Here is a 23,810-nt window from a genome sequence, read left to right on the forward strand (position 1 = left end):
CCGGTGCGGAATACTGGGGGCATGCATTCCTCCGGCGCAGACCCGCGCTCCGATGACCCGCATGCCCACTCCACCCCTGGCGGCAGCAGCTCGGCTGGCAGCCGGCGTGCCGTGGGCCGGCGCGCTGGGGGCCCGGGCTCCGAGGGCCCGGGCTCCGAGGGCCCGGGCTCCGAGGGCCAGCGCACCGTCGTCCTCCTCGGATCGACGGGGAGCATCGGCACCCAGGCGATCGACGTCGTCGACAGCGCCCCGGACCGGTTCAGGGTCACCGCCCTCGCCGCTGGCGGGGCCAGCCTCGATGCGATCGCGGCCCAGGCCGTGCACACGCGGGCCGAGGCGGTCGGGGTCGCGGCCGGGAGCGTGGACGCGCTGCGCGAGGCGATCGCCGCGCAGGCGCGCCGGGCCGGCGTGCAGGGCTACAGCCCGGAGCTGTTCGCCGGCCCGGACGCCACCACCCGCATTGCCGCCTGGGACGGCGGGAGCGGCCCCGCCGACGTCGTGCTCAACGGGATCACCGGCAGCATCGGCCTGGCCCCGACCCTCGCCGCGCTGCGCTCCGGGGCGACCCTCGCCCTGGCCAACAAGGAGAGCCTCATCGTCGGCGGCGCCCTCGTCACCGGGGCCGCCGCCCCCGGGCAGATCGTGCCGGTGGACTCCGAGCACTCCGCCATCGCGCAGTGCCTGCGCTCCGGCCGGCCCGACGAGGTCCAGAAGCTCATCCTCACCGCCTCGGGCGGGCCGTTCCGCGGCCGCACCCGGGCGGAGCTCGCGGGCGTGACGCCCGCCGAGGCGCTCAACCACCCCACGTGGGACATGGGCAGGGTCGTCACGACCAACTCCGCGACCCTCGTGAACAAGGGCCTCGAGGTCATCGAGGCGCACCTGCTCTTCGGCACGCCGCTGGCGGCGATCGACGTCGTCGTGCACCCCCAGTCGATCGTGCACTCGATGGTCCAGTTCACGGACGGGTCGATCATCGCGCAGGCCTCGCCGCCGGACATGCGACTGCCCATCGCGCTCGGACTGGGCTGGCCGGACCGCGTCCCGGGTGCCGCCGCGCCCTGCGACTTCAGCGCCACGGCGGCCTGGACCTTCGAGCCGCTCGACGAGGAGGCGTTCCCCGCCGTCTCGATCGCCAAGCACGCCGCCCGGCAGGGCAGCACGTTCCCGGCCGTCTTCAATGCGGCCAACGAGGAGGCGGTCGAAGCGTTCCACGCCGGCGGCATCGGATTCCTTGACATCGTCGACACGGTCGAGGCCGTGCTGTCCGAGCACGGCGGCTCCGCCGAGCTCACGCTCGAATCGGTGCTCGAGGCCGAATCGTGGGCACGGGCGAGGGCCCTCGAACGTTTGGCTACCCGGAACTAAAGGAGCGTGAACGTGAGCCCCCTCGTCCTCTTCATCCTCGGCGTCGTGTTCGTCGCCCTCGGCATCGCCGTGTCCATCGCCCTGCACGAGGTGGGGCACCTGGTCCCCGCCAAGCTGTTCGGGGTGCGCGTCACCCGGTACATGATCGGGTTCGGGCCCACCCTCTTCTCGCGGCGCCGCGGCGAGACCGAGTACGGCATCAAGGCCATCCCCCTGGGCGGCTACGTGGCCATGGTCGGCATGTACCCGCCCAATGTGCGCGACGGCTCCGTGCGCTCCTCGAGCACGGGCCTGTTCCAGGGCCTCGCCGAGGCTGCGCGGGACCAGGCGCACGAGGAGGTGCGGCCCGAGGACCACGGCCGGCTGTTCTACCAGCTGCCGGTCTGGAAGAAGACCATCGTCATGCTCGGCGGCCCAGCCATGAACATCCTCCTCGGCATCGCCCTCACCGCGGTCGCGCTCGTGGGCTTCGGGCTCCCGCAGCCCACCACCCAGATCGCGTCCGTCTCTGCGTGCATGGTCGTGGAGGGCAGCCCCGAGAGCGAGGCCCCCGTGGACGAGTCCACGTGCACGAGGACCCCCGCCGCGGCCGCCGGGGTCAAGCCCGGGGACACCGTGGTCCGGTACGACGGGCGCGAGGTCACCGGGTGGGAGGAGCTCACCTCGTGGATCCGGGCGTCCGCCGGCCGCGAGGTCCCCGTCACCCTCCTGCGCGGCGGGGCAGAGGTCACGACGACGGTCACGCCCGTCCTGAGCGAGCGCCCGGTCATCGGGAGCGACGGCCAGCCGGTCACGAGGCCGGACGGCTCGTACGAGACGACCGAGGTCGGCTTCCTCGGCATCGGCTCGCGCCAGATGCTCGTCCCCGAGCCGGCCACTGCCGTGCTGCCCACGGTGGGGGAGAACCTCCGCCAGGTGGCCGGCGTCGTCCTCAACCTCCCCGCCCGCGTGGTGGGCGTGGCCGAGGCGGCCTTCAGCACCGCCGAGCGCGACCCGAACGGGCCCATCAGCGTGGTCGGCGTGGGCCGCGTGGCCGGCGAGGTCGCGGCGCTCGAGGAGGTCCCGATCGACGCCCGAGTCGCGACCCTGTTCAGCATCGTGGCGGGCGTGAACTTCGCGCTGGCCGTGTTCAACCTCATCCCGCTCCTGCCGCTCGACGGCGGCCACGTCGCGGGCGCGCTGTACGAGGGGGTGCGGCGCCGGCTCGCCGCGTGGCGCGGGAGGCCGGACCCCGGCCCGTTCGACATCGCGAAGCTCCTGCCGCTCACCTACGCCGTGGCGAGCGTGCTGATCCTCATGAGCGTCCTGCTCATCTACGCGGACATCGTCAAGCCCGTGAAGCTGTTCGGGTGAGCGGGGGATAGGCTGGATCCATGACTGTCTTCGCCGTCGAATACCGCTACGCCTCCGGAACGGAGTCGGCAGCCAGCCGCCTCGACGAGGTGCGCCCCGCCCACCGCGCCTGGCTCGCCGAACAGGCAGAGGCGGGAACCGTCCTCGCGAGCGGCCCGTACGAGGGCGGTGCGAGCGCCCTCCTCATCTTCCGGGCCGAGGACCGCTCGGCCCTCGACGCCGTCCTCGCCCAGGACCCGTTCGCCGAGGCCGGGCTCATCGAGTCCACCGAGGCCACCCCGTGGAAGCCCATCATCGGGCGCCTCGCGGATGCCGTGACGGCCTGAGCCGCACCACCCTCACGCCCAGCAGCGCCTGCAGCCCGCAGGACCTCCAGCCCCGCAGCACCTCTAAGGAGCCCCTCCCGTGACCTCGGTCAGCCTCGGAATGCCCGCCGCCCCGCCGCCTGTCCTCGCGCCCCGGCGCCCCACGCGGCAGATCAGGGTCGGGTCGGTCGGAGTCGGCTCCGAGTCCCCGGTGAGCGTCCAGTCCATGACGACGACGCCGACCACGGACATCAACGCGACCCTCCAGCAGATCGCCGAGCTCACAGCCGCGGGCTGCGACATCGTGCGCGTCGCGTGTCCCTCGGCGGACGACGCCGAGGCGCTGCCGATCATCGCGAAGAAGTCCCAGATCCCCGTGATCGCGGACATCCACTTCCAGCCCAAGTACGTCTTCGCGGCGATCGAGGCCGGCTGCGCGGCTGTCCGCGTCAACCCGGGCAACATCCGCAAGTTCGACGACCAGGTCAAGGAGATCGCCCAGGCCGCCAAGGACCACGGCACCTCCATCCGGATCGGCGTCAACGCCGGTTCGCTCGACCCCCGTCTGCTCGAGAAGTACGGCAAGGCCACGCCCGAGGCCCTCGTGGAGAGCGCCGTGTGGGAGGCCAGCCTCTTCGAGGAGCACGGCTTCCACGACTTCAAGATCTCGGTCAAGCACAACGACCCGGTCGTCATGGTCCGCGCCTACGAGCTCCTCGCGGAGCGCGGAGACTGGCCCCTGCACCTCGGCGTGACCGAGGCGGGCCCGGCCTTCCAGGGCACCATCAAGTCCGCCACCGCGTTCGGCGCGCTCCTGTCGAAGGGCATCGGGGACACGATCCGCGTCTCGCTCTCGGCCCCTCCCGTCGAGGAGGTCAAGGTGGGCATCCAGATCCTGCAGTCCCTCAACCTGCGCCCCCGGAAGCTCGAGATCGTCTCGTGCCCCTCGTGCGGGCGCGCGCAGGTGGACGTGTACAAGCTCGCGGACGAGGTGACGGCGGGCCTCGAGGGCATGGAGGTCCCGCTGCGCGTGGCCGTCATGGGCTGCGTCGTCAACGGGCCGGGCGAGGCGCGCGAGGCTGACCTCGGCGTCGCCTCCGGCAACGGCAAGGGCCAGATCTTCGTCAAGGGCCAGGTCATCAAGACTGTCCCCGAGGCGGACATCGTGGAGACTCTGATCGAGGAGGCGATGAAGATCGCCGAGGAAATGGGGGAAGCCGGTGGCGAAGATGCTGTCCAAGGCGGCCCCGTGGTCACCGTCTCCTAGAGGAGGCGCCGCCACGGCGGTGCGCAGGCTCGCCGACGAGGACACGCACGCCCTCGCCGCGCTCGCTGCTGCGGACCCCGTGGCGAACATCTTCATCGCCGCGCACCTCGAGTCCTCCGGTACCGCCGCACCCACCCCGGCGGGCGCGGAGGTGCTCGGCGCGTTCGACGCCGAGGGGCAGCTCGTGAGCGCATGCTGGGTCGGTGCCAACATCGTCCCCGTCGGCGTCACCACGGGCCAGGCCCGCGCGTACGCCGAGGCCATCGGGGCATCGCGGCGGCGCTTCGCCTCCATCTTCGGCCCCGCGGAGGGAACCCTTGCGATCTTCTCGGAGCTGCGCGGCATCGCCCCGCGCGAGGTGCGCGCCGAGCAGCCGCTCCTCGCGATCGAGGGGCCGCCCGCCGTCGAGCCCGACCCGCTCGTGAGGGTGAGCACCCCCGAGGACTTCGACTCGCTCGCACCGGCCTGCGTGTCGATGTTCGAAGAGGAGGTGGGGTACTCGCCGGTGGCCGGCGGCAGCGAGAACTACTACCGGCGCGTGCGCCAGCTCATCGCGTCCGGGCACTCGTTCGCCCGCTTCGGCGACCGCGGAGAGGTGGTCTTCAAGGCCGAGCTCGGCTCCGTGTCCGCCCAGGCGTCCCAGGTGCAGGGCGTGTGGGTGGCCCCGGAGCGCCGCGGGACGGGCCTGAGCCATGGCGGGATGGCCGCCGTGGTCGAGCACGCCCGCAGGATCGCCCCCGTGGTGAGCCTCTACGTCAACGACTACAACCACCGTGCCCGAGCCGCCTACCGCCGGGTCGGCTTCGAGCAGGTCGGCACCTTCGCCACGGTCCTCTTCTGATGCACCCGCTGTCCTGGTCCCGACCCGTTCCTGTTCCCCTGTTCTCCTGATCCCGCCGTCCTGAGGAAGGAACCCCTGCCATGGCCCTGTGGACGAGCCGCGTCCTGTCCGTGTGCGCCCTCGCCGTGGCCGCCGCTGCCCTGGCCGGCTGCCGGGGCCCAGAGATCCCACCCCCCTCGGGCGAGTACAGGGCCGGCCTGAACGCCGCCGGCCAGCAGCGGACGTTCGCCGCGGACGAGCTCGTCGCCACGGCCGCCGAGACCCGGACTGCCCTCGGCCTCGGCGGGACGGTGCTCGACCACGCCCAGCTTGCGCAGGTCCCGCGTTCCGGAGCTCCCGATGCGCGGGCCGGCGCGGGCGCAACGGCCGGCTTCCTGGGCGCCGCGGAGCCAGCGGCCTGCAGGGTGCTCGGCACGCCCGCGGCCACGCTCGGCACCCTGGGCGCCGGGGACGCTGGGAGGGCAGTGGTCCCCGGCGCCACGGCCCTCATCACGGCTCCCTCGGACTCCCGGGCCCAGAGGACCGCAGTAGGCCTCGCAAGCCACGCGGCACCGGAGGCCGCGGTCGACGCCGTTTCGGCCTTCGCGCAGCGCGCTGCGGCGTGCGCCCGCCACACCGCGGCGGTGGACGGAAGGCGGGTGCCCGTCGTCGTGCGCACGGCGGACCCGGGTGCATCCGCGGACAGCGCCGCCATGGCGACGGTGACCGCGCTCGTCCCCGACCCCGACGGGGGCGGCACGCCGCAGGAGCGCACCCTCGTCCACGCGGTCGCAGCAAAGGGCACCGTCACGGTCGAGGTGCTGCTCGTCCAGACGCGCCCGGACGACGCCGCAGCCGCCGTCCGCGCGTACGCGGACATGGCATTCTCCCGGCTGCCGCTCTAGCCGGCCCGCGCGCTGGGCTACATTGGTAGCTGATCCCTGCCTGCCTGCGCCGCCTTCTGGGCGCCGACTTCGAGAATGGATGACCGCGTGGTCCTGCGACTCTCCACCCTGTTCCTGCGCACCCTCCGCGAGGACCCGGCCGACGCCGAGGTCGCGAGCCACCGGCTGCTCGTGCGCGCGGGCTACATCCGCCGCGCGGCGCCGGGCATCTACACGTGGCTCCCGCTGGGGCTCGCGGTCCTGCGCCGGGTCGAGGAGATCATCCGCGAGGAGATGGCCGCGATCGGCGCGCAGGAGGTGCACTTCCCGGCACTCCTTCCCAAGGAGCCCTACGAGGCGACCAACCGCTGGACCGAGTACGGCGAGGGCATCTTCCGGCTCAAGGACCGCAAGGACGCCGACTACCTCCTCGCGCCCACGCACGAGGAGATGTTCACGCTCCTGGTCAAGGACCTGTACTCCTCCTACAAGGACCTCCCGCTCTCGCTGTACCAGATCCAGAACAAGTACCGCGACGAGGCCCGTCCGCGCGCCGGCCTGCTGCGCGGGCGCGAGTTCATCATGAAGGACTCCTACTCCTTCGACGCCGACGACGCGGGCCTCGACGCGAGCTATGCGCGGCACCGCGAGGCCTACGTGAAGGTCTTCGCCCGGCTCGGGCTCGAGGTGGTCCCCGTCAAGGCGACCGCAGGGGCGATGGGCGGATCCAAGAGCGAGGAGTTCCTGCACCCGACCGAGATCGGGGAGGACACCTTCGTGCGCTCGGCCGGCGGCTACGCGGCCAACGTCGAGGCCGTGACCACGGTGGTCCCGGACGAGATCGACTACACGGCCGCTCCGGCCGCGGTCGTGCTCGACACCCCGGACACGCCGACGATCGAGACGCTCGTCGCGGCGTCCCAGACCGTCTTCCCGAACCCCGAGCGCCCCTGGACCGCGGCGGACACCCTCAAGAACGTCGTCCTGGCGGTGACCCTGCCCACGGGCGAGAAGCAGCTCGTGGTCATCGGCGTCCCCGGCGACCGCGCGGTGGACCTCAAGCGGGTCGAGGCCAACATCGGCGCCTTCCTCCCGGTCGCGGGGGAGATCGGCCTCGAGGCCGCCGGCGATGAGGACCTCAAGCAGGCGCCGCTCATCGTCAAGGGCTACCTCGGCCCGGGCCTCGACCGCGATGACGCGCTCCTCGGCCTCGAGGGCAAGGCGAAGCTCCTCTACCTCGTGGACCCCCGTGTCGTGTCCGGCACCACGTGGATCACCGGCGCGAACGAGCACGGCAAGCACGTCTACGGCCTCGTGGCCGGTCGTGACTTCGGCTGGGACGGCGTCATCGAGTGCACCGAGGTGCGCGCCGGGGACCCGGCCCCGGACGGTTCGGGCCCGCTCGAGACGGCCCGCGGGATCGAGATGGGGCACATCTTCCAGCTCGGCCGCAAGTACGCCGAGGCCCTCGACCTCAAGGTCCTGGACCAGAACGGCAAGCAGGTCACGGTCACGATGGGCTCCTACGGCATCGGCGTGACCCGCGCGGTCGCGGCCCTCGCCGAGTCGAACCATGACGAGAAGGGCCTCGTGTGGCCCCGCGCCGTCGCGCCAGCAGACGTCCACGTCGTCGCCGTCGGCCGCGGCGAGGAGATCTTCGCCGAGGCCGAGCGCGTCGCCGCTGAGCTCGAGGCCCGCGGCCTCACCGTCATGCTCGACGACCGTCCCAAGGTCTCCCCGGGCGTGAAGTTCGGCGACGCCGAGCTCATCGGCGTCCCGACCATCGTCGCCGTCGGCAAGGGCCTCGCCTCGGGCACGCTCGAGGTCAAGGACCGCCGCTCGGGCACGGCCGAGGACGTGCCGGTGGCCGAGGTCGTGGACCGGGTCGCGGCAGCCGTGCTCGGGGCCCGCGGCTAGGTGGTCAGCGGCCTCGAGTCGCTGGACCCGGTCACCCTCGCGCTCATCGTCGCAGCCGGCTTCGGGGCCGGCTGGATCGACGCGGTCGTGGGCGGAGGGGGGCTCCTGCAGCTCCCCGCGCTCCTCGCCGTCCCCGGCATCACGCCCGTGCAGGCCCTCGCCACGAACAAGCTCGGCTCGGTGTTCGGCACGACGACGAGCGCCGTCACCTACGCACGCCGGGTCCGGCCGGACCTGCGCACGGCGCTCCCCATGGCGGGAGTCGCCCTCGCCGGCGCGTTCGGCGGCGCGGCCGTGGCGACCGTCCTGCCCGCGAGCGTCTTCAAGCCGATCATCCTCGCGGCGATCGTCGCCGTCGCGCTCTTCACCGCGTTCCGGCCGCAGCTCGGCCAGTACACGCAGCTGCGGCTCAGGGGCCGCATGCACCTCGCGGCGGCGTGCGGGCTCGGTGCCGTGATCGGCTTCTACGACGGCCTGATCGGCCCCGGCACAGGCTCGTTCCTCGTGATCGGACTCGTCTCCGGGATCGGCTACGCGTTCCTCGAGGCGAGCGCGAAGGCGAAGATCGTCAACATGGCCACGAACCTCGGCGCCCTCATCCTCTTCGCGGTCTTCGCGCCGCAGGGGACGCTCCTGTGGGGCCTGGGCCTCGCCCTCGGCGCGGCGAACATGTGCGGCGGGTACGTGGGGGCGAGGATGGCGGTCGCCCGCGGCAACGGGTTCATCCGCTGGGTCTTCCTGGGCGTGGTGGCCGTCCTCGCCGTGCGGCTCGGCGTGGATGTCTGGACCGAGGGCCTCGGCTGACGGGGCGCTGGCCGCCGTACCCCCCTCTCGCACCCTGTCCGGGCTGCCCCTGTCCCGGCCCCTGTCCCGCGGTGCGGGTCGGGCGTAGCATGCGGCCATGCTCACCCCCGAGGACTACAACGACCCCCTCGAGCGCGCCGCGCGCCATGCGCGGCGCTGGATCGGGAGCGTGCCCGATCGGCACACCGGCCCGCAGGCGACGGCGGACGAGCTCGCGGCGGACTTCGGCGGGCCCCTGCCCGAGGAGGGGATGCCCCCCGGCGAGGCCGTGGACCGGCTCGCGGCCGCGGCGGAGCCGGGCCTCATGGCCATGGGGTCGGGGCGCTTCTATGGCTGGGTGATCGGCGGGACGCTCCCGGCCGCGATGGCCGCCGACTGGCTCGTGAGCGCGTGGGACCAGAACGCCGGCCTGCGCTTCGCGACGCCCTCCGTGGTCGCCGCCGAGGAGGCCGCGGGCCGGTGGGTGCTGGACCTGCTCGGCCTCCCGGCCGCGTGCGACGTCGGCTTCGTCACGGGAGCGAGCATGGCCAATTTCGCTGGCCTCGCCGCGGCGCGCTGGCGCGTGCTCGAGAGGGCGGGCTGGGACGTCGGGGCCCAGGGGCTCGCGGGCGGGCCGCGCGTGCGCGTGCTCGTCGGCGCCGAGCGGCACGACACCGTCGACATGGCGCTGCGCTTCCTCGGCCTCGGGGCGCCCGAACCCATCGGCGTGGACGACCAGGGCCGCATGCGGCCCGAGGCCCTCGAGGCCGCCCTCGCCGCCGGGACCGGCCCTGTCATCGTGTGCCTCCAGGCCGGCAACATCCACTCCGGTGGGTTCGACCCCTTCGGCGAGTGCATCGCGACCGCCCACCGCCACGGCGCGTGGGCCCACATCGACGGGGCGTTCGGGCTCTGGGCCGCCGCCGCGGCGTCGACCCGGCACCTCATGGCCGGCGCCGAGGCGGCGGACTCGTGGGCCACGGACGCGCACAAGAACCTCAACGTCCCGTACGACTGCGGGATCGCCGTGTGCCGCGACGTGCCGGCGCTGCGGACCGCGCTCGGGATGCACGCCGACTACCTCGTCCACGATGCGCACGGTGACCACGGCCCCGGCGACCCGTTCGAGAAGGTTCCCGAGCTCTCGCGCCGCGCGCGGGGGGTCCCGGTGTGGGCGGCGCTGCGCTCCCTCGGCCGCTCCGGCGTGGACTCGCTCGTCGACGGCCTCGTCCGCCATGCGCGGGACCTCGCGAAGCGCCTCGGCGCCCTGCCGGGCGTCGAGGTGCTCAACGACGTCGTGTTCACCCAGGTCTGCCTGGGCATCGGCTCGGACGCGCGCACACAGGCGGTCGCCGCCGAGCTCGCGCGGGACGGGCGCGTCTGGATGAGCGCCTCGAGGTGGAGGGGCCGGCCGGTGCTGAGGATCTCGGTCGCCAACTGGTCCTCGGACGGCGCGGACGCCGAGATCGCGGTCGCTGCCGTGCAGGACGCCCTCGCCGCCGCGGGCCCGGACTCCTGACGGCGCCGGGCACCTGGCAGTCCCGGACCCTCAGTCCCGCATCCGTCGGCCCGGGCCCAGATGGGCCTCGCGGTCAGAGGATGCCCGCGGTCCCCAGCAGGCTGCCCAGGCCGAACGTCGTCGCGAGCGCGAGCGCGCCGCCGAGGACCACGCGCAGTGCCGCCCGGAGGCGCGAGCCCCCGCCGATCCAGGCCCCGGTCGCGCCCGTGACGGCGAGGGCCACGAGCACTACCGCGAATGTCGCTGCGACCCGCAGGGACTCGGGTGTGAGCAGGATCGCGAGGAGCGGCAGGAGCGCGCCGACGACGAACGACCCGGCGGACGCAATGGCCGCGTGCCACGGGCTCACGATCTCGTCCGGGTCGATCCCGAGCTCGATGTCCAGATGCGCGCGCAGCGGGTCAGCGGCCGTGAGCTCCTCGGCGACCCGGCGGGCCGTGGCGCGGGTGAGCCCCTTGGCGCGGTAGAGCTCCACGAGCTCGTCGAATTCCTCCTCGGGCTCCTCCGCGAGCTCGCTCCGCTCCTTGGCGATGAGGTTCTTCTGGCTGTCGCTCTGGCTGCTCACCGAGACGTACTCGCCCAGCGCCATCGAGATGGCGCCCCCGGCGAGCGCGGCCACGCCGGCGGCCAGGATGGGGCCGGTCTCCGCCGTGACCCCCGCGACGCCCACGACCACCGCGGCCACGGAGACGATCCCGTCGTTCGCCCCGAGGATCCCTGCCCGCAGCCAGTTGAGCCTGGCCGCGAGGTCGGTGCCCTGGGGCTCGGGATGCAGCCCGGTTCCGGCGTCGCTCGGCATGCCCCTACTCTCCCACGGCTGGACGGGCGGTTCCACGGCGTGCGTCAGCCCGCGGCGGGCGCCGATGCTGCCGTCTGGGCCGCGGCGTGGCCCGGGAACGCGGCCTCGGCGGGCGTCTGGGGGGCGTGGGCGGCCAGGAGCAGGGCCGCCTCGGCGAGGCGCCCGGCGGCCGCGGCGCGCTGCGCCGGGGGAGCGGCGCCCACGAGCTGGGCCCACGACTCCGCCGCGGCGCGCTCTACGAGGAGTGCCGCCCGCGGCGCAGGGTCCTCGAGCGCGAACGCCGGCTCGCGCGCCGGGAGGCTGACGCACGACGCCGCGGCGATGCCGGCGAGTGCCTCGGCCTGCCGTGCGTGGGCGGCGGCTGAATCCAGGCGCGCTGTCCGTTCCGCGCCCTCGGCCCGTGCGGCGAGCACGGTGTACGCCCATTCCGCGGCGGACTCCGCGGCGTGCACCGCCTCCCAGGCTGTTGCCGGGGTGGGGGCCGGGCAGGCCGTGCCGGCAAGGCCTTCGGAGGCCTGTGCCGCCTCGGGCTCCTGCCCTGCCTGTGCCTCCATGGGCTGGGCGCCGTCCTGCCCGCCCGTCGGGGAGCCGCCGGAGGCCCTGGGCCCGGCAGGGGCGAGTGAGCGTGCGGCGGCGGTGCGTGCGGCGGCGACGGATCCCAGGACGGAGGCGGTCGGGCCGTCGAGACCGTCGAGCCGGTCCACGATCGCAGCCGCGCTGCGGTCAAGGTCCGCGGCGAGGCCTGCAGCCTGCGCTGCGGGGCCTGCCGCGGGGGACGGGCTGGTCGCGGACGGGCTGGTCGCAGGGGGGGTGGGAACGGAGGCGCTGGCGGAAGACGGACCGGCCGTGGCTGCGGGGGCCGATGCGGGGTCGGTGGGCAGCTGGGGCCGGTCGGAGAGCACGCTGGCCTGGAGGCGCAGGACACCTGCCACCCGGCGGGCCGCCTGTGCCGTGGGCCCGCTCGAGGCGGCGGCCACGGTGTCCGCGACCGAGACGAGGCGGTCGGCGTCGTCCTCGGCCTGGGCAAGGGCCACCTCCTCGGGGGAGGCGGCAGGAGCTGAGGGGGCAGGTGCGGCGGCCAGGGCGGCCCCGGTGCCCAGCACGACGGCGGCAGTGACTGCAGCCACCCAGGCCCAGGCCCGTCGGGCCGGCCGTGGCCCCTCCGCATCGGGCGCAGGGGGCTGGTCAGGGGCGTCGGTGGTGGATGTCACGGCTCTGATCATCCCATGGGCGGCGCAGACTGCCGCGCGGCCCCCACGGAGCGGATAGTCTATGGGGACAACTGAGCAAAGGAGGCGGACTGCCATGTCCACGCCCGATCTGCCCCAAAAGGGCGGCCCGACGCAGGAACACGAGGCGCCCGCGGTGAACGGGGAAGAAGGCCGCCTCCACGCCCTGCTCGAACCTGCGGTGCACGCCCATGGGCTCATCCTCGAGGGCGTCACGCTCACCCAGGCCGGCCGGCATCGGGTCCTCCACGTCGCCGTGGACCTGCCCGAGGACCAGGAGGGCGGGGTGGGCCTCGACGCGATCGCCGAGGTATCGCGGGACGTGTCTGCAGCACTGGACGCCGACCCCGCGGGCGACTCGCGCCCGTACGACCTCGAGGTGTCCTCGCCCGGCGTGAGCCGGCCCCTCACCCAGCCCCGGCACTGGCGGCGGGCCCGGGGCCGCCTCGTGAAGGTCAACGTGATCCAGGGCGAGAACGTCACGGGGCGGCTGACCGAGGTCGCGGAGTCCGGGATCGTCGTCGTTCCCGACCTTCCCGCCAAGAAGGGCGTCAAGCCGAAGAAGGGCGAGCCGGTCGAGGTCCCGTTCGACCGGATCCGCTCCGGCCGGGTCGAGGTCGACTTCTCCCACCTCGACGAGGTCGAGCTGGGCCCTGAGACAGCACTCGAGGACGAGAAGACCACCGAGAAGAACGAGGAGGCCTAGTGGACATCGACATGAGCGCGCTCCGTCTGCTGGAGCGCGAGCGGGACATCCCGGTCGACAAGCTCATCCCGACCATCGAGCAGGCCCTCCTGCTCGCCTACCACAAGTCGCCGGGGGCGATCGACCGCGCCCGGGCCGAGGTGGACCGCAAGAGCGGCCACGTCACCATCTGGGCCGCGGAACTGGACGACGAGGGCAACGCCGTCGGCGAGTTCGACGACACGCCTGAGGGATTCGGCCGCATTGCGGCGATGACGGCCCGTCAGGTCATCCTCCAGCGCCTGCGCGACGTGGAGGACGACAACGTCCTGGGCGAGTTCAAGGGCCGCGAGGGCGAGCTCATCGCCGGCACCATCCAGCAGGGGCACAACCCGAGCATGGTCCAGGTGAACCTCGGCAGCGTCGAGGCCCTCCTGCCCCCGCCCGAGCAGGTCCCGGGGGAGGACTACCGGCACGGACGCCGCCTGCGCGCCTACGTCGTGGACGTGCACCGCGGACTCAAGGGCCCGTCGATCACGCTCTCGCGCTCCCACCCGGGGCTCGTGAAGAAGCTCTTCGAACTCGAGGTGCCGGAGATCGCGGACCATGCCGTGGAGATCGTCGCGATCGCCCGCGAGGCCGGCCACCGCACCAAGATCGCCGTGCGCGCCAACGTCGGCGGCATCAACGCCAAGGGCGCCTGCATCGGCGAGATGGGCTCGCGCGTGCGCGCCGTCATGACGGAGCTCAACGACGAGAAGATCGACATCGTCGACTACAGCGACGATCCGGCGACCTTCATCGCGAACGCGCTCTCGCCGTCGAAGGTCAGCTCGGTGACGATCGTGGACGCGGCGGCGCGGTCCGCGCGCGTGCTCGTGCCGGACTACCAGCTCTCGCTCGCGATCGGCAAGGAGGGCCAGAACGCCCGCCTCGCCGCGAAGCTCACGGGCTGGCGCATCGACATCGGGGCGGCTGAGGGCCAGTCCTGACGCGCCGGGCGCGAGAGCGCCCGGCAGACCCGCGCATTCAGGGATCGTGGACGCGAGGGTCTAGAATAGACAAGTCCGGGCCTGCGCCCGGCGGCAGAAGTGCAGGAAACCCGTCCGCGGCCCCCGCCGCGGCAGAGAGAGCAGTGGATGACGCGCAGCAACGCCCAGCCACTGCGGACCTGCATCGGGTGCCGCCGTCCAGGGGCCCGGTCCGACATGCTCCGGCTGGCCCGGGACCCTGCGGACGCCCAGCGCGTCCTCGTGGATCCGCGCCGCCGGCTGCCCGGTCGAGGTGCTTGGCTGCACCCCGACCAGGCATGCCTGAAGCTCGCCATCAAGCGGCGGGCGTTCAACCGGGCCTTCCGAGGGCACGTGGACGCCACGCAGGTCGACGGCTACTTCGGCACCACCGTTCCAGCCACTGCTGGTACGGGCACCGTTCAAGCTGAAAGCGGGTCAGAAATCTGATGGACACCCGATGAGTCCCCGTCCGATGAGTGCTTAGCCATGACTGTGGTGAGCACCGCCCTGGGCTCGTCAGCGTTCGCCCTGTCCAAGGAGTCCGCTGACGGGACCTGCAGCAAGCAGTAGACGGTTCGTGCCTGGCTCGGCGCGGACCGAGACAGGAGAAATGTGGCCAAGGTCCGCGTACACGAGCTCGCCAAGGAGCTCGGGATCACCTCCAAGGACGCCGTCGCCAAGCTCGCGGAGATGGGCGAGTTCGTCCGTTCTGCGTCCTCGACGATCGAGGCGCCCGTCGTGAAGAAGCTTCGCGACGCCTACCCCGCCGAAGGGAAGGCGGCGGGCGCGAAGCCTGTCGCCAAGACGGGCGAGAAGCCTGCCCGCCCGGCGTCCAAGCCCTCCGGTGCGTCCGCACCGACCCCCGGACCGGCGCGCCCGGCTGCCCCGGCGCCGTCGCCCGCCAAGTCCGCGCCGTCCGCGCCGCGCCCCGCTGAGGCGGACCGCCCGGCCGCCGAGGCCGCGCCCCGCCCCGGTGCGGAGCGCCCGGCCCCGGCACCCCGTGCCGAGGCTCCGCGCCCCGCGTCGCGTCCGGCATCCGAGGCTCCCCGCCCGGGTGCCCGTCCCGCCGGGACCCCGGGCCCCCGCCCGGGCGGACCGCGCCCGGGGAACAACCCGTTCTCGTCCTCCCAGGGCATGCAGCGCCCCGCCCGCGACGGCGACCGCGCACCGCGCCCCGGGAACAACCCGTTCGCGTCCTCGCAGGGGATGCCGCGGCCCGGTGGCGGGCGCGACGGCGGGCCCCGCCCCGGCGGTCCGCGTCCCGCAGCGCCCCGTCCTGGCGGCACGGCCGGCATTCCGCGTCCGGGTGCTCCGCGTCCCGGCGCCCCGCGCCCGGGCGCCCCGCGCCCTGGCGGCGGTGCCGGCGGTGCCGGCGGAGGCCGTCCGAACCCCGGCATGATGCCTCCGCGCACTGACCGGCCGCAGCCGGGCGCCCGCCCGGCGGGCACCGGCGGGCGCGGACCGGGCCGCCCGGGCGGCGGCCCCGGCGCGGGCGGCGGCGCTCCTGCCGGAGGCGGCTTCGGCAAGGGCGGCCGCGGTCGCGGCGGCACGCAGGGTGCCTTCGGCAAGGGAGGCGCCGGGCGCGGCAAGCAGCGCAAGTCGAAGCGCGCGAAGCGCCAGGAACTGGAGCAGATGAGCGCTCCGTCGCTCGGCGGCGTCTCGGTGCCCCGTGGCGACGGCAGCACGGTGGTGCGCCTGCGCCGCGGTGCGTCGATCACCGACTTCGCTGAGAAGATCGATGCCAACCCGGCCTCGCTCGTGACCGTGCTGTTCCACCTCGGTGAGATGGCCACGGCCACCCAGTCCCTCGACGAGGACACGTTCGCTGTCCTCGGCGAGGAGCTCGGCTACAAGATCCAGGTCGTCTCCCCGGAGGACGAGGAGCGCGAGCTGCTCGAGTCCTTCGACATCGACCTGGATGCCGAGCTCGAGGGCGAGACCGACGAGGACCTCGAGGCCCGTCCGGCCGTCGTGACTGTCATGGGCCACGTCGACCACGGAAAGACGCGCCTCCTCGACGCGATCCGCAACACGAACGTGGTGGCCGGCGAGCACGGCGGCATCACCCAGCACATCGGTGCGTACCAGATCGGCTTCGAGCACGAGGGCATCGAGCGTCGCCTGACGTTCATCGACACCCCGGGCCACGAGGCGTTCACCGCCATGCGTGCCCGTGGTGCCCAGGTCACCGACATCGCGGTGCTCGTCGTGGCCGCGGACGACGGCGTCATGCCGCAGACGGTCGAGGCGCTCAACCACGCCCAGGCCGCCAACGTGCCGATCGTCGTCGCGGTCAACAAGATCGACAAGGAGGGCGCCAACCCGGACAAGATCCGCGGCCAGCTCACCGAGTACGGTCTGGTCCCCGAGGAGTACGGCGGCGACACGATGTTCGTGGACGTCTCCGCGCGCCAGAACCTCAACATCGACGACCTGCTCTCCGCAGTCCTGCTGACCGCGGACGCGGCCCTCGACCTGCGGGCGAATCCGAACAAGGACGCCCGCGGCGTGGCCATCGAGGCGAACCTCGACAAGGGCCGCGGCGCGGTGGCCACCGTGCTCGTCCAGTCGGGAACGCTGCACGTCGGCGACACGATCGTGGCGGGCACCGCCCACGGCCGCGTCCGCGCGATGTTCGACGAGGACGGCGAGACCGTCGAGGCCGCGACCCCGTCGCGCCCCGTGCAGGTCCTCGGCCTGTCCTCGGTCCCGCGGGCCGGTGACACGTTCCTCGTGACCGAGGACGAGCGCACCGCCCGCCAGATCGCCGAGAAGCGCGAGGCGGCAGAGCGCAACGCGCAGCTGGCCAAGCGCCGCAAGCGGATCAGCCTCGAGGACTTCGACCAGGCTGTGGCCGAGGGCAAGATCGACACCCTCAACCTCATCCTCAAGGGCGATGTCTCCGGTGCCGTCGAGGCGCTCGAGGACTCCCTGCTCAAGATCGATGTGGGCGAGGACGTCCAGCTGCGCGTCATCCACCGCGGCGTGGGTGCGATCACCCAGAACGACGTCAACCTCGCAACGGTCGACAACGCGATCATCATCGGCTTCAACGTCAAGCCGGCCGAGCGCGTTGCCGAGCTCGCGGACCGCGAGGGCGTGGACATGCGCTTCTACTCGGTCATCTACGCGGCGATCGATGACATCGAGCTGGCGCTCAAGGGCATGCTCAAGCCGGAGTACGAGGAGGTCCAGCTGGGCACCGCCGAGGTGCGCGAGGTCTTCAAGTCCTCCAAGTTCGGCAACATCGCCGGCTCGATCGTCCGCAGCGGCCTCATCCGCCGCAATGCGAAGGCCCGCGTGCTGCGCGGCGGCGTGGTGATCGGCGACAAGCTGACCATCGAGTCGCTCAAGCGGTTCAAGGACGACGCGACCGAGGTCCGCGAGGGCTTCGAGTGCGGTATCGGACTGGGCTCGTTCAACGACCTCCAGCTCGAGGACGTCATCGAGACGTTCGAGATGCGCGAGAAGCCGCGCGTCTAGGGAGTCGTGACGAAGGGGGTCCCGCCCGCGGGGCCCCCTTCCGCGTCGCTGTCCCGTGTCCGAGGGCGCTCCCGTGTCCCTGTACGCTTCCCGGCAGCCCCGCTGCCAGACTGACCCACGACCCTAGGAGGGAACCATGGCTGATCCGGCACGCGCCGCGCGCCTCGCGCAGCGCATCAAGGTGGTGGTCGCCGAGGCACTGCGCAAGGCCGTCAAGGACGAGCGCGCCGAGCCCATCACCGTCACCGACGCCCGCGTCACGAACGACCTGCAGCACGCGACCGTCTACTACACCGTCTTCGGGGACGCCTCCGCGGCCCAGGGCGCGCGCGATGTGCTCGAGGCGAAGAAGGGCGTACTCCGCCGCGAGGTGGGCCGCAACCTCACCATCCGGCTGACGCCGACCCTCGAGTTCGTCCCGGACGAGATCCCCGTCAACGCTTCGCACCTCGAGGAGCTCCTGGCCCAGGCCAAGGAGCGGGACGCCGAGGTGGCCCGTCTGGCCGCCGGGGCCCAGCCGGCGGGGGAGAGCGACCCCTACCGCCGCGAGGGCGAGTCCGGCGCGGAGGGCGCCGACGGCGAGGGACCGGGAGCCGGCATGGATGACGCCGACGACCGGGACGACCTCGAGTTCGACGACGTCGAGGAGCGCGACGACGACTGACGCCGCGGCTGCGCGCGCGACGGAGGTTTGGGATAGCGAAGGAGCGGGCAATGGTGACGGCGTCGGCGCCCAGAGCGTCCGACACCATGATCGAGGAACAACCGACTGCGGGCCTTACCGCCGTTCTGGTCCACGACGGCCGGGCGACTGCGGGGGGAACGGTCCGCGCAAGGAGATACCGATGAAGACCAAGATCATTGCCCCACTGCTTGCCGCCACCCTCTCGGGCGCGGCCCTGGCCGCGGCCGGTCCGGCCACGGCGGCTCCTCCTCTCAACGCGGGACAGGCCCTGCCTGCGGCTGCTCCGTCGCTGACCGGCCTCGAGCCCGTCAGCGTCAATGAGGTCCTGGCGGACGGCTCGTCCCTCGCTGGAACTTTCAGCATCACGCAGTTCGTGGTCGAGAACGGCCAGCTCGTGGCCCAGGGCGTCTTCAATGGCACCTTGACCACCGCTGCTGGCGCGGTCACGCCCATCACGGACGCGGTCTCCTCTGTGGCGGTGGCATCCGCGGCCACCGATGCCGCGTGCGACATCCTGACGCTCGACCTCGGTCCGCTCCACCTCGATGTGCTCGGGCTCGTCGTCGACCTGAACGAGGTCAACCTCGACATCACGGCCGAGCCGGGTCCGGGGAACCTCCTGGGCAACCTGCTCTGCAGCGTCTCAGGACTCCTGGACAAGGGTGTCGGCCTGAATGGCGTAGCCAACATCCTGAACCGCCTCCTGGGCGTCTGAAGCGCGCTCTGACGGCCCGAGGCCGGCAGGCGGTCCTGGAGAGGGCCCGTCCCCCCGCGGACGGGCCCTCTTTCGGCTTTCCGTAGCATGGGAGCCATGAGTGCATACGATGGGGCCGCCCACGCCCCGGCCGATCCCGGGCAGCAGTACCTCGAGCGGGCCCTGGCCCTCGCCGTCGCGAATGTCGCCGACGGCGGCGGGCCCTTCGGCGCGGTCGTCGTCACCGCGGACGGCAGGGTGTTCGACGGCGTGAACCGCGTGACGCGTGACAACGACCCGACGGCGCACGCCGAGGTCGTGGCGATCCGCCGCGCCGCCTCCGCGCTCGGGGACTTCGACCTGCACGGGGCCGTGCTCTATGCGAGCTGCGAGCCCTGCCCCCTGTGCCTCGCCGCGGCCCTGTGGGCCCGCATCAGCGCCGTGCGCTTCGCCGCGGACCGGCATGACGCCGCGGCCGCCGGATTCGACGACGCGCTCTTCTACGAGTACTTCGGCGGCGAGGGCCGGACGCTCATGCCGGTCGAGCACGCAGAGGCCCCCGGGAGAGCGCGCCCCTTCGAGGCGTGGGCGGAGTACGCCGAGCGCGTCGAGTACTGACCGGCTCCATATACTGGGAGGCGTGCTTTCTGGACTGGTGATCGTGGACAAGCCGCGTGGGTGGACGAGCCACGACGTCGTGGGGAAGGTCCGCCGCCTCGCGGGGACCCGCAAGGTGGGGCATGCGGGCACCCTGGACCCCATGGCCACCGGCGTCCTCGTGGTCGGCGTCAACAAGGCCACGCGCCTGCTCTCCTACATCGTGGGCACCGAGAAGACGTACACCGCGACCATCCGCCTCGGGCAGAGCACGGTGACGGACGACGCCGAGGGCGAGGTCCTCGAGGAGCGCCTCGCCGCAGCCATCACCGAGGACCAGATCCGGGGCGGCGTGGGCCGGCTCACCGGCGAGATCCTCCAGGTCCCCAGCAGCGTGAGCGCCATCAAGGTGGCCGGCGAGCGCTCCTACGCGCGTGTCCGTGCGGGCAAGGAGGTGGCCCTCGAGGCCCGTCCCGTGACGATCCACTCCTTCGAGGTCCACGGCGTCCGGCGCGTGCGCGGTGGCAGGCTCCAGGACGTGGACGTGACCGTGCGCTGCTCGTCGGGGACCTACATCCGGGCGCTCGCACGCGACCTCGGCAACGACCTCGGAGTGGGAGGGCACCTCACCGCCCTCCGGCGCACCCAGGTGGGACCGTACGGCGTCGAGCAGGCCCGCACCCTCGAGGAGCTCGCGGAAGGCTTCACAATGCTCCCGCTCGACGACGCGGCGCGGGCGCTCCTGCCGACCCGCGAGCTCACCGAGCACGAGGCGGTCGAGCTGTCGTTCGGCCGCCGCATCGAGTCGACCCGCGCTGCCGCGGGCGCCGAGCGCGGCCCCGTCACGGCCGCCTTCGCCCCGGACGGCGCGCTCGTCGCACTCATCAAGGACACCGGCGCGCACGCCAAGCCGGAGCTCGTCTTCGCCGCCCAGGGGGACGGCGCGTGACCGTCGACCCCTTCTTCCTCGTTGGCGCTGGCCTCTGCGCGCTCTCGCTGCTCGTCTGCCTTGCAGCCACGGTGACCAAGACCTATCCCGGAGACGCGGCCATCGTGTCAGTCGGCCTGGTCGAGCTCTTCCTCCTCGCCTACGGGATCGGCGCGGGCATCCGTCAGGCAGGCGGCGAGGCGGTGCGCGGGGAGGCCTGGGAGTTCTGGGGCTACCTCCTCACCGCCCTCCTGATCCCGGTCGGCGCCTTCTGGTGGGCCGTGCTGGACAAGACCCGGTGGAGCAATGCCGTGCTCGCCGCGGTGCCCGTGACGATCCTCGTGATGCTGTTCCGCATGGAGCAGATCTGGGACGGAGCCCCTCTCTCATGACACAGCAGGCATCCCCGAGCACGCGCAGCGTGGGGCTCGGACGCATCATCGTGGCCGTCTACGCCGTCTTCGCGCTCTCCTCGACGGCGCGCGCCGGCTACCAGATCGCCACGAAGTTCGGCGAAGCCCCGGTCGCGTACCTCCTGAGCGCACTCGCCGCCGTGGTCTACATCGTCGCGACCGTCGCGATGGCGCGCCGCGGTGTGGCGAGCTGGTACGTGACCCTCTCAGCGGTGCTCGTCGAACTCGTCGGGGTCCTCGCCGTCGGGGCGGCGAGCGCCCTCGCGCCGTCGGCCTTCCCGCATGACACGGTATGGAGCGGGTTCGGCCGCGGCTACGGCTACGTGCCGCTCGTGCTCCCGCTCATCGGGCTCTTCTGGCTCTGGGCCAACAGGCCCCGGCGCGGAGCTGGGGCCCGATAGCACCGGGCCCCGGTTGCCCTCAGCGCTGGCCGGGGTCAACCACCTCGCCCGGGGTGAGGCCGGACTCGGACGGCGCCGCGCCCGGCAGGACGGGCCCCTGTCCCGCCTGGTCTATGCCGGTCTGGTCCACGCCGGCCTGGTGCCCGCTGGCCCGATCCTGCCCCGCGTCGGAGGTGGACTGCCGCCCGCCCAGGACACCGCCGAGCAGGTCGCCCAGGACGCCCCCGAGCCCGCCCTGCCCGGTCTGGCCCGTCTGGCCCGCGTGGCCGCCTGCGGCACCGCCGAGCATTCCCCCGAGCAGGTCGCCCAGCACGCCGCCGCCCAGCCCGCCGTCGGCAGGCGCCTGAGCGGGACCGGACGGTGCGCCCTGCCGGCCGAACACCTTCCCCGCGAGCCACGACATGACGATCGGGGCGAGCATGGGCAGGAGCCGCCGCACGAGCTCGCCTCCCACCCCGCCGAGCTGGGCGGCCCCCGCGAGGCGGGCGGCGACGTCGTCCTGCTGGCCCGCGAACGCGTGGGCGACGATCTTCTCGCCGTCCGCAGTGTCGACGCCGGAGAGGTCCACGCCCCCGTCGGCGAGCCCGTCGCGGTGCTCGGCGAGGGCCCCCTCGAGGGCCGCCGCCCCTGCGGGCTCCTGGGCGTTGTTGCCCAGGCCCGCGACGAGGGAGGGCAGGGCCGCCTCGGCGGCGGCGCGGGCGGTTGTCGGGTCGGTCCCGAGCTGCTCGGCGATCTGGTCGATGGGGAGTCTGGACAGGAGCTCGTCGATCTCGGACACAGGTTCCTCCTCGGTGCTGCCCTCGTGGGGCTCGAAGGGGCAGCCGCGAGCGGCCACCCACTGTGTTCGGCATCCTAGTCCCGTGGGCTCCGCGGGGGCAGCGGGCGGGGCGGTCTGCCGGCCAGCCGGTACGCTGGGGTAGCGACATTCACGGCGACGAGGCGAGGACGATGGCTCTGATCTGGCACGGCTTGGACGAGGTACCTCGGGACTTCGGTCCCACTGCGCTGACGATCGGCAACTTCGACGGCGTCCACCGCGGCCACCAGCAGGTCCTCTCCGAGCTCTCCCGCACGGCCCGCGCGGCCGGCAGCCGGGCCGTGGCCGTGACCTTCGACCCGCACCCCGCCGTTGTCCACCACCCAGACGCCGCGCCGCACCTGATCATGGACCTCGAGGACCGCCTCGCCGTCCTCGCCGGCCAGGGGCTGGACGGCATCCTCGTGCTCCACTACACGCTCGAGTTCGCCCAGCAGACCGCACAGCAGTTCGTGGAGAACGTCTTCGTGCGGGGCCTGAAGGCCAGCCACGTCGTCGTGGGCCACGACGTCCGGTTCGGCCGGGGCAACTCCGGGGACCTCTCGACCATGCAGGAGCTCGGCCGGCGCTTCGGCTTCGAGGTCGTGGTGGTGGAGGAGTACACCGAGCACGCGCGCGGCGGCGCGGCGGTGGAGGACGACGACGCCGAGGAGCGCCGCTGTTCGTCCACCTGGGTGCGCGAGGCACTCGAGGCCGGGGACGTGCGCACCGCGGCCGAGATCCTGGGCCGCCCCCACACGATGCACGGGGAGGTGGTCCACGGCGCGGCCCGCGGGCGCGCCCTCGGCTTCCCCACGGCGAACCTCGCCCACGATTCCGCGGGGCACGTCCCGGCAGACGGGATCTACGCGGGCTGGCTCGTGGACGAGGCGGGGACGCGGTGGCCGGCTGCCATCTCCGTCGGCTCGAACCCGACCTTCGCGGGCGTCGCGCGGCAGGTCGAGGCCCATGTGATCGACCGCCCGGACGAGGCGCCCGAGGACTTCGACCTCTATGGCCAGAAAGTGGCGGTCGAGTTCGTCGAGCGGCTCCGCGGCATGGTCGCCTACCGGGGGGCCGAGGCGCTCGTGGAGCAGATGAAGCTCGACGTCGACCAGGCCCGCCGGATCCTCGAGGGGACCGCGCGCCTCGCCTGAGGGCATGGCATGCCCGAACCGGCCTGGCCTGGCGGCCCTCGGCGACCGGTCCACCGTGTTTCGACACACGGTGCCGCCGCCGGATAGAATGCTCGGTGGCCCTCGCTGCAGTCCGTGGCGGCCTGGGCCGCGCCGGTGCCGCACCTCAGGTGTGATGGCCCGGCGTCCCCCGGGGACGAACCGTCCAGCGGGCCGCACGGCACAACACGAGGAGCTATCCATGGCTTTGGATCCCGCCGTCAAGCAGGAGATCATCAAGGAATACGCGACCAAGGAAGGCGACACCGGGTCCCCCGAGGTCCAGATCGCCGTTCTGACGAAGCGCATCAAGGACTTGACTGAGCACATGAAGCAGCACAAGCACGACTTCCACACGCAGCGGGGCCTCCTCGCGCTCGTGGGCCGTCGCAAGCGCATGCTCGCCTACCTGCACGACACGGACATCGCGCGCTACCGCTCGCTCATCGAGCGTCTCGGCCTGCGCCGGTAGTCTGGGGAGCGGCCCGTCCTTCCTGCTGCACCAGTGCTCTGGTGGGGAGGGTGCGGGCCGCTTCTTGCACACCCGGCTCCGGCGCCCGCCGGTTCCGGGACTGAACAACCACTTGGAGGCACCGGCAGCCTGCGGTCCTCGGTAGTGGCCCTTGCGGGCGCGCTGCGGCGCGCGCGAAGGGCCTCGATCGAAGACCGGGTTCCGGCCGCCTCCACCTGACACGG

The 23,810-nt window shown here is 73.1% G+C and carries 24 protein-coding genes; 21 read left to right on the plus strand and 3 right to left on the minus strand.

All coding sequences use genetic code 11. The annotated features are described in order from the left end of the window. The first annotated feature begins 21 nt into the window (after positions 1-21). The 9 genes from dxr to ABCQ75_RS01150 all read left to right on the plus strand — a co-directional run bounded on the left by dxr (position 22) and on the right by ABCQ75_RS01150 (position 10,216). Positions 22-1,368 (plus strand): 1-deoxy-D-xylulose-5-phosphate reductoisomerase, encoded by a 1,347-nt coding sequence (gene dxr / locus ABCQ75_RS01110; RefSeq protein ID WP_345882566.1) that lies wholly within the window; start codon positions 22-24, stop codon positions 1,366-1,368. 12 nt (positions 1,369-1,380) lie between these two features. After that, positions 1,381-2,721, plus strand: coding sequence for a M50 family metallopeptidase (locus ABCQ75_RS01115; protein WP_345882568.1), 1,341 nt, complete (start codon positions 1,381-1,383; stop codon positions 2,719-2,721). A gap of 20 nt (positions 2,722-2,741) precedes the next feature. Continuing rightward, positions 2,742-3,047, plus strand: a complete 306-nt coding sequence (locus tag ABCQ75_RS01120; RefSeq protein ID WP_345882570.1) for a YciI family protein — start codon at positions 2,742-2,744, stop codon at positions 3,045-3,047. A 79-nt stretch (positions 3,048-3,126) separates the two neighbouring features. Then, positions 3,127-4,293 carry a flavodoxin-dependent (E)-4-hydroxy-3-methylbut-2-enyl-diphosphate synthase gene (ispG, locus tag ABCQ75_RS01125; RefSeq protein ID WP_345882572.1) on the plus strand — a complete coding sequence of 389 codons (1,167 nt, stop codon included), beginning with the start codon at positions 3,127-3,129 and terminating at the stop codon, positions 4,291-4,293. Next, complete coding sequence (locus ABCQ75_RS01130) at positions 4,256-5,134, plus strand: GNAT family N-acetyltransferase (RefSeq protein WP_345882925.1); 879 nt, start codon at positions 4,256-4,258, stop codon at positions 5,132-5,134. Before ispG ends, ABCQ75_RS01130 begins: the two co-directional genes overlap by 38 nt. A gap of 80 nt (positions 5,135-5,214) precedes the next feature. Next, positions 5,215-6,018, plus strand: coding sequence for a hypothetical protein (locus ABCQ75_RS01135; RefSeq protein WP_345882573.1), 804 nt, complete (start codon positions 5,215-5,217; stop codon positions 6,016-6,018). An 87-nt stretch (positions 6,019-6,105) separates the two neighbouring features. After that, on the plus strand, positions 6,106-7,914 hold the full coding sequence (locus tag ABCQ75_RS01140; protein ID WP_345882574.1) for a proline--tRNA ligase: 1,809 nt from the start codon (positions 6,106-6,108) through the stop codon (positions 7,912-7,914). Further along, positions 7,915-8,718 (plus strand): sulfite exporter TauE/SafE family protein, encoded by an 804-nt coding sequence (locus ABCQ75_RS01145; RefSeq protein ID WP_345882575.1) that lies wholly within the window; start codon positions 7,915-7,917, stop codon positions 8,716-8,718. A 97-nt stretch (positions 8,719-8,815) separates the two neighbouring features. Next, entirely contained in the window at positions 8,816-10,216 is a 1,401-nt protein-coding gene (locus ABCQ75_RS01150; RefSeq protein ID WP_345882576.1) for a pyridoxal phosphate-dependent decarboxylase family protein, read from the plus strand. Positions 10,217-10,289: 73 nt separating this feature from the next. On the opposite strand, the gene ABCQ75_RS01155 is transcribed toward ABCQ75_RS01150, so the two are convergent. Then, positions 10,290-11,015, minus strand: a complete 726-nt coding sequence (locus tag ABCQ75_RS01155) for a VIT1/CCC1 transporter family protein (RefSeq protein ID WP_345882577.1) — start codon at positions 11,013-11,015, stop codon at positions 10,290-10,292. A 44-nt stretch (positions 11,016-11,059) separates the two neighbouring features. After that, positions 11,060-12,142, minus strand: coding sequence for a DUF4439 domain-containing protein (locus tag ABCQ75_RS01160; protein ID WP_345882578.1), 1,083 nt, complete (start codon positions 12,140-12,142; stop codon positions 11,060-11,062). 178 nt (positions 12,143-12,320) lie between these two features. Here ABCQ75_RS01160 and rimP point away from each other — a divergent pair, with 178 nt between their 5' ends. The 10 genes from rimP to ABCQ75_RS01210 all read left to right on the plus strand — a co-directional run bounded on the left by rimP (position 12,321) and on the right by ABCQ75_RS01210 (position 21,143). Continuing rightward, the gene (gene rimP / locus ABCQ75_RS01165) at positions 12,321-12,950 is read left to right on the plus strand and encodes a ribosome maturation factor RimP (RefSeq protein ID WP_345882580.1); all 630 of its coding nucleotides are present in this window, start codon (positions 12,321-12,323) and stop codon (positions 12,948-12,950) included. After that, positions 12,950-13,921 carry a transcription termination factor NusA gene (gene nusA / locus ABCQ75_RS01170; RefSeq protein ID WP_345882582.1) on the plus strand — a complete coding sequence of 324 codons (972 nt, stop codon included), beginning with the start codon at positions 12,950-12,952 and terminating at the stop codon, positions 13,919-13,921. Before rimP ends, nusA begins: the two co-directional genes overlap by 1 nt. A gap of 216 nt (positions 13,922-14,137) precedes the next feature. Then, positions 14,138-14,389, plus strand: coding sequence for a YlxR family protein (locus tag ABCQ75_RS01175; RefSeq protein ID WP_427916015.1), 252 nt, complete (start codon positions 14,138-14,140; stop codon positions 14,387-14,389). 165 nt (positions 14,390-14,554) lie between these two features. Then, positions 14,555-17,425: a translation initiation factor IF-2 gene (gene infB, locus ABCQ75_RS01180; RefSeq protein ID WP_345882585.1), complete on the plus strand. Its 2,871-nt coding sequence runs from the start codon at positions 14,555-14,557 to the stop codon at positions 17,423-17,425. Between the two features lie 136 nt (positions 17,426-17,561). Continuing rightward, a complete protein-coding gene (gene rbfA, locus ABCQ75_RS01185; RefSeq protein ID WP_345882587.1) occupies positions 17,562-18,089 on the plus strand; it encodes a 30S ribosome-binding factor RbfA in 528 nt (175 codons plus the stop codon). A gap of 181 nt (positions 18,090-18,270) precedes the next feature. After that, positions 18,271-18,825 (plus strand): ABC transporter substrate-binding protein, encoded by a 555-nt coding sequence (locus tag ABCQ75_RS01190; RefSeq protein ID WP_345882589.1) that lies wholly within the window; start codon positions 18,271-18,273, stop codon positions 18,823-18,825. 96 nt (positions 18,826-18,921) lie between these two features. Then, positions 18,922-19,422 carry a nucleoside deaminase gene (locus tag ABCQ75_RS01195; protein WP_345882591.1) on the plus strand — a complete coding sequence of 167 codons (501 nt, stop codon included), beginning with the start codon at positions 18,922-18,924 and terminating at the stop codon, positions 19,420-19,422. A gap of 22 nt (positions 19,423-19,444) precedes the next feature. After that, the gene (truB, locus tag ABCQ75_RS01200) at positions 19,445-20,350 is read left to right on the plus strand and encodes a tRNA pseudouridine(55) synthase TruB (protein ID WP_345882593.1); all 906 of its coding nucleotides are present in this window, start codon (positions 19,445-19,447) and stop codon (positions 20,348-20,350) included. Beyond that, a complete protein-coding gene (locus ABCQ75_RS01205) occupies positions 20,347-20,721 on the plus strand; it encodes a hypothetical protein (protein ID WP_345882595.1) in 375 nt (124 codons plus the stop codon). Before truB ends, ABCQ75_RS01205 begins: the two co-directional genes overlap by 4 nt. Continuing rightward, positions 20,718-21,143 (plus strand): hypothetical protein, encoded by a 426-nt coding sequence (locus tag ABCQ75_RS01210; protein ID WP_345882596.1) that lies wholly within the window; start codon positions 20,718-20,720, stop codon positions 21,141-21,143. Before ABCQ75_RS01205 ends, ABCQ75_RS01210 begins: the two co-directional genes overlap by 4 nt. 19 nt (positions 21,144-21,162) lie before the next feature. Here the strand turns inward: ABCQ75_RS01210 and ABCQ75_RS01215 are convergent, their stop codons facing one another. Beyond that, positions 21,163-21,921, minus strand: a complete 759-nt coding sequence (locus ABCQ75_RS01215) for a DUF937 domain-containing protein (RefSeq protein WP_345882598.1) — start codon at positions 21,919-21,921, stop codon at positions 21,163-21,165. A 170-nt stretch (positions 21,922-22,091) separates the two neighbouring features. Between ABCQ75_RS01215 and ABCQ75_RS01220 the strand changes: the two genes are divergently transcribed. Together ABCQ75_RS01220 and rpsO are read left to right on the plus strand one after the other, a co-directional pair. Then, complete coding sequence (locus ABCQ75_RS01220) at positions 22,092-23,096, plus strand: bifunctional riboflavin kinase/FAD synthetase (protein ID WP_345882600.1); 1,005 nt, start codon at positions 22,092-22,094, stop codon at positions 23,094-23,096. A 220-nt stretch (positions 23,097-23,316) separates the two neighbouring features. Beyond that, the gene (gene rpsO, locus ABCQ75_RS01225; protein ID WP_066497233.1) at positions 23,317-23,586 is read left to right on the plus strand and encodes a 30S ribosomal protein S15; all 270 of its coding nucleotides are present in this window, start codon (positions 23,317-23,319) and stop codon (positions 23,584-23,586) included. Positions 23,587-23,810 lie beyond the last annotated feature (224 nt).

This window comes from Sinomonas halotolerans (genome assembly GCF_039615075.1).
GTDB classification, from domain to species: Bacteria; Actinomycetota; Actinomycetes; order Actinomycetales; family Micrococcaceae; genus Sinomonas; species Sinomonas halotolerans.

Bases quoted from the DNA above. Each gene is read 5' to 3' on its own strand.
- ABCQ75_RS01220 (WP_345882600.1), top strand. From the start codon at position 22,092: ATGGCTCTGATCTGGCACGGCTTGGACGAGGTACCTCGGGACTTCGGT.
- dxr (WP_345882566.1), top strand. From the start codon at position 22: ATGCATTCCTCCGGCGCAGACCCGCGCTCCGATGACCCGCATGCCCAC.
- ABCQ75_RS01150 (WP_345882576.1), top strand. From the start codon at position 8,816: ATGCTCACCCCCGAGGACTACAACGACCCCCTCGAGCGCGCCGCGCGC.
- ABCQ75_RS01120 (WP_345882570.1), top strand. From the start codon at position 2,742: ATGACTGTCTTCGCCGTCGAATACCGCTACGCCTCCGGAACGGAGTCG.
- rimP (WP_345882580.1), top strand. From the start codon at position 12,321: ATGTCCACGCCCGATCTGCCCCAAAAGGGCGGCCCGACGCAGGAACAC.
- rbfA (WP_345882587.1), top strand. From the start codon at position 17,562: ATGGCTGATCCGGCACGCGCCGCGCGCCTCGCGCAGCGCATCAAGGTG.
- ABCQ75_RS01155 (WP_345882577.1), bottom strand. From the start codon at position 11,015: ATGCCGAGCGACGCCGGAACCGGGCTGCATCCCGAGCCCCAGGGCACC.
- ABCQ75_RS01175 (WP_427916015.1), top strand. From the start codon at position 14,138: ATGCTCCGGCTGGCCCGGGACCCTGCGGACGCCCAGCGCGTCCTCGTG.
- ABCQ75_RS01210 (WP_345882596.1), top strand. From the start codon at position 20,718: ATGACACAGCAGGCATCCCCGAGCACGCGCAGCGTGGGGCTCGGACGC.
- ABCQ75_RS01130 (WP_345882925.1), top strand. From the start codon at position 4,256: ATGCTGTCCAAGGCGGCCCCGTGGTCACCGTCTCCTAGAGGAGGCGCC.
- ABCQ75_RS01195 (WP_345882591.1), top strand. From the start codon at position 18,922: ATGAGTGCATACGATGGGGCCGCCCACGCCCCGGCCGATCCCGGGCAG.
- rpsO (WP_066497233.1), top strand. From the start codon at position 23,317: ATGGCTTTGGATCCCGCCGTCAAGCAGGAGATCATCAAGGAATACGCG.
- ABCQ75_RS01190 (WP_345882589.1), top strand. From the start codon at position 18,271: ATGAAGACCAAGATCATTGCCCCACTGCTTGCCGCCACCCTCTCGGGC.
- ABCQ75_RS01135 (WP_345882573.1), top strand. From the start codon at position 5,215: ATGGCCCTGTGGACGAGCCGCGTCCTGTCCGTGTGCGCCCTCGCCGTG.